This window comes from Chloroflexota bacterium (genome assembly GCA_020850535.1).
GTDB lineage: Bacteria > Chloroflexota > UBA6077 > UBA6077 > JACCZL01 > JADZEM01.
Genome location: JADZEM010000087.1, coordinates 1 through 5608, shown reverse-complemented (window position 1 = coordinate 5608; position 5608 = coordinate 1). Strand labels below are relative to the sequence as shown.

5 protein-coding genes are annotated in these 5608 nt (G+C 69.8%); 3 read left to right on the top strand and 2 right to left on the bottom strand.

The genetic code is table 11. The features are described from left to right. Window positions 1-242 precede the first annotated feature (242 nt). On the bottom strand, window positions 243-716 hold the full coding sequence (locus tag IT306_12660) for a hypothetical protein (protein MCC7369272.1): 474 nt from the start codon (window positions 714-716) through the stop codon (window positions 243-245). 167 nt (window positions 717-883) lie between these two features. Between IT306_12660 and IT306_12655 the strand changes: the two genes are divergently transcribed. From IT306_12655 to IT306_12645, 3 genes are all read left to right on the top strand, one after another. Beyond that, complete coding sequence (locus IT306_12655) at window positions 884-1432, top strand: DUF3090 domain-containing protein (protein MCC7369271.1); 549 nt, start codon at window positions 884-886, stop codon at window positions 1430-1432. Further along, window positions 1433-2026, top strand: a complete 594-nt coding sequence (locus IT306_12650; protein ID MCC7369270.1) for a dual specificity protein phosphatase family protein — start codon at window positions 1433-1435, stop codon at window positions 2024-2026. Window positions 2027-2097: 71 nt separating this feature from the next. Further along, window positions 2098-2661: a septum formation family protein gene (locus IT306_12645; protein MCC7369269.1), complete on the top strand. Its 564-nt coding sequence runs from the start codon at window positions 2098-2100 to the stop codon at window positions 2659-2661. Here IT306_12645 and IT306_12640 read toward each other — a convergent pair. Further along, on the bottom strand, window positions 2658-5608 hold a 2951-nt coding region (locus IT306_12640; protein ID MCC7369268.1), incomplete at its 5' end, for a TM0106 family RecB-like putative nuclease. The genes IT306_12645 and IT306_12640 overlap by 4 nt on opposite strands.

The following is a 5608-nucleotide window of genomic DNA, read 5'->3' as shown; positions in this document are numbered from 1 at the left end:
TCCGAGCCGTCTGCGCGACGTGCTGCGGGAGTGGGCTGGCCTCCGGGCGGAGGCGGGCGATCATCGCGGTGCCTACGAACTCACGAACGAGGCGCTTTCGGTCAATTGAGTGTTGACAGGTGCGGTCGCCGGATCGTAACCTGTCGCGACGACGAGTCGGATGGGCACGCCGACTTGCCAGCAGGGATCGGAGATGGGGCACGTCTCCGATCCCTTATTCGTCGAGCAGGTCGCTCGTCCGGTCAGGAGCCTGATCGGGTGGCCGTGGCGATCAGCCGGAAAGTGCCGCCGGCGATCGGTGGTTGGTCCGGCTGAAGGTGGATCAGCATCTCGTAGGTGCCGGGGCCGAAATCCTTGAACAGTGCCGAGGCCGGCACCATGAAGCCGATCAATGCCGGAGCCCCCGGAATCGCCTGGGCGTCGGTCGGCGGCTGCACCACCTCGATCGGGCCGCCCGACGTGCGACGAACCGCGACGTAGATCTCCGATGCGGGCGCAGCATCGTTGACCGAGTAGGCGAAGGTGTCGTCCGCCGTGAAGCGATCCGTCTGAGAGGCAGCCAGGACGAGCCTGTCCGGGCCAAGCTCCGTGCCGAAGGTGATCGGTAGCAGGCCAGCGGCGCTGCTCGGGCTGGGAGTCGGCAGGATGTCGTCGCCGTCGGCATTGCCGCCGAACAGACGGACCGCGCCGCCGATGATCATCACCATCGCGAACACGGCCAGCCAGCCGGCGAACAGCCGCGCCCGGGGCGACAGGGCAGGTCGGCCCTCGGGCGAAGCCGGCCGGGCCATCGACCGGTCGTCAGGCCGGCGAAACGGTCGCATCGGTCTGCCTGGCGTGCACGGACCCATGCTACCCATCCAACCGGTAGGATTGAGAGCGAATGACACGCCGACTGCTGGTCTTCGACGATCCGGATCGGTTCACCGCCGGCACGGTGGGTGAGCCAGGTTCGCGCACGTTCTTTCTGCAGGCGCGCAAGGGCGGCGAGATCGCCAGCGTGCGCCTGGAAAAGGTGCAGGTCGCTGCCCTGGCCGCCCGGCTTGACGACCTGCTGGATGCGGCGGAAGTTGCCCGCGCGGAAGCCGATGTCGCTGCCGGCAGCGCCGACGCATTGCCCGAGCCCCTGGCGGAGCCACTGGTCGAGCTGTTCCAGGTTGGTGCGATGGCCCTGGCGTGGGACGCCGCCGCTGGATCGGTGGTGATCGAGGCCCAGACTCCGACGGCGGACGGAGCGTACGTCGAGCTGCCGGACGACGCCCCGGATGGTCCCGACGTGCTGCGGGTCAGGATCATGGCGGCGGAGGCACGCAAGTTCGCCCGCGACGCCGCGGCCCTGGTTGACGCCGGCCGGCCACCATGCCCATTCTGCGGCGAGCCGCTCGACCCGCAGGGTCACTTCTGCCGGCGCGGCAACGAGCAACTCAACTGAGTGGCGGCCCTCCGAGACCTCGATCCTCCGCTGCGGGTCGACTGGATCCCAGGTGAATGGCTGGACGACGGCCGTCCCGGGCGGCTGGGCCTGACGTTCCTGCCCGGCAAGCATGGCGCTTCGGTGCGCTACCCGGGCCGCGTCTACCGCCGCGACCTGGAGATCGACCTGGCCACGCTGCGCTCTGCGGATGTCGACGTGCTGCTTCTGCTGGTGGATGACGCTGAGCTGGCACGTTGGGGTGATCCCGATATCGTCCGGCGCGCGAGCCACGCCGGGATCAAAGTCGTGAGACGACCCATGACCGATGGCGGGGCCCCAGCATCGGTCGAAGCCATGGACGAGATCCTCGACGTGGTGACCGAGGGCCGATCGCGCGGCGATGTGGCCGTCGCGTGCATGGGGGGCGTTGGTCGCACCGGTACGGTGGTTGCCTGCGCGCTGGTCGCTGCTGGGGTTGATGCCGATCAGGCGATCCGCATCGTGCGCGAGACCCGTCACCCACAGGCGGTCGAGACGGCTGAGCAACTTGCGTTCGTCGGCGAGTACGGACGTCATGCCAGCCGACGCCGATCGAGTACCCTGCGCCCGTGAATGAGCGATGGGTCTGCAAGCGCTGCTACGCAGACAACGAGGAGGCCGACGCGGCGTGCCATCGATGCGGCTTGGCCAGAGGCGCCGATGCGAGCGGGGCCGACCAGGCGACGTGGGCGGCGCAGGCGGGGGCGGCGCCCAACACCAAGCGGGGATGGACTCGATGGCTGTCGGTGCTGGGCGTCCCGATCCTCATCGGCGTGGTGGCCCTGGTCTACCTGAACTTCTTCGCGGGACCCTCGCGCGACAGCTCGGGCCGCCTGACCGAGGCCGGCACCATGGCCGTGTCCGACCTGCGCGCCGGCGACTGCTTCAACGCAGGAGAGACCACCGAGATCAGCGACGTCGAGGCCATGCCGTGCACGCTGCCGCATGCCTACGAGGTCTATCACGTCGCGACGCATGAGACCGCCACGTTCCCGACGGATGCCGAGTTAGACACGATCTTTGGGCAGGTATGCATCGAGCCGTTCGCGACCTACGTCGGCACGGCCTACGAATCCTCGGAGATCTACGCCAACTTCATCACGCCGAGCGAGGATTCGTTCGCCGGCGGCGACCGGGGCTACATCTGCGTGCTGTTTGACCTTGCCAACGACGCCTTGACCACGTCCCTTCGAGGGGCGGCCCGCTAGCCTCCCCGGTTGGGAGACTGCTGGCTGGCCAGTTCGACGAACAGGCACAGCGCGTTCGCCAGGCGCATCTGCTCGGGCGTCCTGGCCCTGACTCGCAACAGCGCCGGCGTGGCCACCACGATCGAGATGCAGCGCGCGCGCGAGGTCGCCACGTTCAGGCGGTTTCGGGAATACAGGAAGCTCATGCCACGGGGGGCGTCCTCCGGCGTGCTGGTGGTCATCGAGTAGATGCTGACCGGCGCCTGCTGACCCTGGAACTTGTCCACCGTTCCGATCCTGGCCTCGGGCGGCAGCAGGCTGGCGATCTGGCCAACCTGGGCGTTGTACGGCGCGACCACCAGGACGTCGTCGTAGCCGATCTTGCGCACCGTTCCCTCGCTGTCCGTCCAGGTCGCGCGGCTCTCCACCAGCGCGCGCACCAGCCCGGCCACCTCGAGCGCCTCACTGCGCGAGATGCTGTCCGCGCCGGTGTGGTCCGACGCCAGGTAGCGCACGCCACTGTCGCGGAACGGGGCGGGGCCACGCACGGCCTGTCGCTCAAGGCCGGGACGTGATTCGAGCCGATCGTCGTAGAACGCACGGGAGGTGAACGTCGTGATGGCCGGATGCAGCCGGTGCGTGTGCTCGAGGAACAGGCCGAGATCCGGCGGCAGCGTCGCATCTGAACCGAGCAGGTGCGCCAGCGCCGAGCGATCGGCCCCGGGTGGATGGGACCCCTGGAGCGGTTGGTCGAGCTGCTGGGGGTCTCCGAGCAGCACGATCGACGAGGCGGCACCGGCCGTGGCCAGGACATTGGCCAGCGCCACCTGCCCGGCCTCGTCGACGAACAGGACGTCGACGGCGCCGCGGCTCTTGGCCGAGGCCCACAACCACGACGTGCCGCCCGCCACGTCGATCGTGCCGGCGGCGAGCCCGGCACGGACCTGGTCGGCGTCTCGTGTCACGCTCACCTTCGGGTGCTCGATGCCCTGGCCGTCCTCGCTGACGCGCTGGCTGATGCGGATGTCGACCTTCTCCGCGGTGGCGGCGTCGGCGACGGCCGCCAGCAGGTTGCCGATGACCCGGTGGCTGTTGGCCGTCACCCCCACGCGCTGGCCGGCCGCAACAAGCGAGACGATCATTCGTGCGCCGGCGTACGTCTTACCCGCGCCAGGTGGCCCCTGGATGGCGAGAGTCGTGTGATCGAGCGCGAGCGCCAGCCTTCGCGCGGCCGCCAGCTCATCCTCGCCGGGTCCGCACAGCGACGCTCCGGCCGCCTGGCCCGCCCGCGGCGGCCGTCGCAGCAGCAGGTCCCTGGCCGCGCGCCACTCGCCATCGGCGTCGATGCCGTGCTCGGCCACCCACGCGCCGAGTTCGAGCAGCGCCGACCGCTGGTCGCGGTCGTTGAACCCGTCGAGCGGCACGATCCCAATCGGGTGGACAGGCGCCTCCGAGCCGACCCAGTCGAGGTCGAGCGTGCCATCGCCGTCGTCGATGCCCGCGAGGACGGCGTTCAGCTTCCACGTGCTCCACGGGGCGTCGGGCTGCGCCTGCCGTCGGCCCGGGTCGTACAGGTCGCTGCGCGACCCGATGTCGTAATCCTGGGGCGCGAAGCGGTATCGCCACCGCCAACGAGGCTTCGACCGCGGCGTGGGCCGAGTTGGCTCGCCGATCGGGCCAACCACCTCGAGCGGGCCGATGACGCCCTTGTCCATCGTCAGCTCGGTGGCGTCCATGTCCATCCGCCGGAAGAACTCCCAGTACGCCGCCTTCTTCTCGCGCCGATGCCACGACAGCAGCTGGCCGAGCAGCCAGCGCGCCCGCTGCTCGTCCGACCGTTGATCCGGCTCAATGGGAACGTCGGCCGTCAGCGCCTCGGCCACGGCGGCCACGTTGGCATCGGCGGCGGCGGTCTCGACGTTCGGATCGGCTGAGACCGGCGTCGGGCGCGGCACCTGCTGCCCAGTGGCCGCGGCCAGCTCGTCGCGCAGGCCCTCGAGCCAGTCGCGCAGGCGCATGGTGCTGACGACGTCGTCGCGGTTGTATGCGGCGATGTCGTCGAGGATGGACGAGCCGGGCCGGTCGCCATCGCCCAGCTGCAGCCATTCCTCGAATGCTGCGATGCTCTCGCCGGCCTCGCGCAGCTCGAGCGTGCGATCGAAGTCGTAGAGATCCTCGAGCCGCTTGATGCTGTAGCTCTCGACCGATGCGCGCAGGCCCTGCCGAACGGCGCGGAACAGGTCGACCAGCACGCCGCCGCGCAGCAGCCGATCGACCTCGTCCTCGCGCGTGGCATGCCGGCCCATCAGCCGCTTGAGCGCCGTGGGCTCGTAACTGGCGTAGTGATAGACGTGCATGTCGGGGTGGCGCTCGAGCCGTTCGATGAGCAGGTCCATGAGCGCTTCGAAGGCCAACTTCTCTCCCGCGAGGCTGACGGTCTCGGGCCGATCTGGATCGAACGACCAGATCGGCGTGAAGCTGCCGGACAGGTCCAACACGCCGAACAGGTAGTCGATGCCGTCATCGAAGGCGTACGGGTCACCCTCGAGATCGAGAAATAGGTCGCCCTCGTTCGGCTCGGGCAGCATGGCCAGGCCACGCTCCGGCTCGATCGGCTCGCCATCGGGCGGGAACAGCAGCTCATGCAGTGGTGGCACCCTGCCCCGGCCCTCGACCTGGATGCGCGCCTGCTCGCGAACGCGCTCGACGGCCGTGGCGCTCGTCCCGTCCAGTGGGGGATTGAACGGCAGCGGCGAGTTGGCCAGCCGGACGACGGTGTCGATGCCACGCGCAGCCAGGGCGGTGCGCTGTCGCGCGGTGATGCCCGCCACCAGCGACAGGTGGTCGTCCGCGCGCCGCCGAGCGGCGCACTCGGCCGCCCAGCGGCAGACGTCGCAGTGCTCGACCGGCTCGGGGTACGTGTCCGTCGGCCATCGGGCACCCTCGGCGGCCGCCTCGAAGCGGGCCT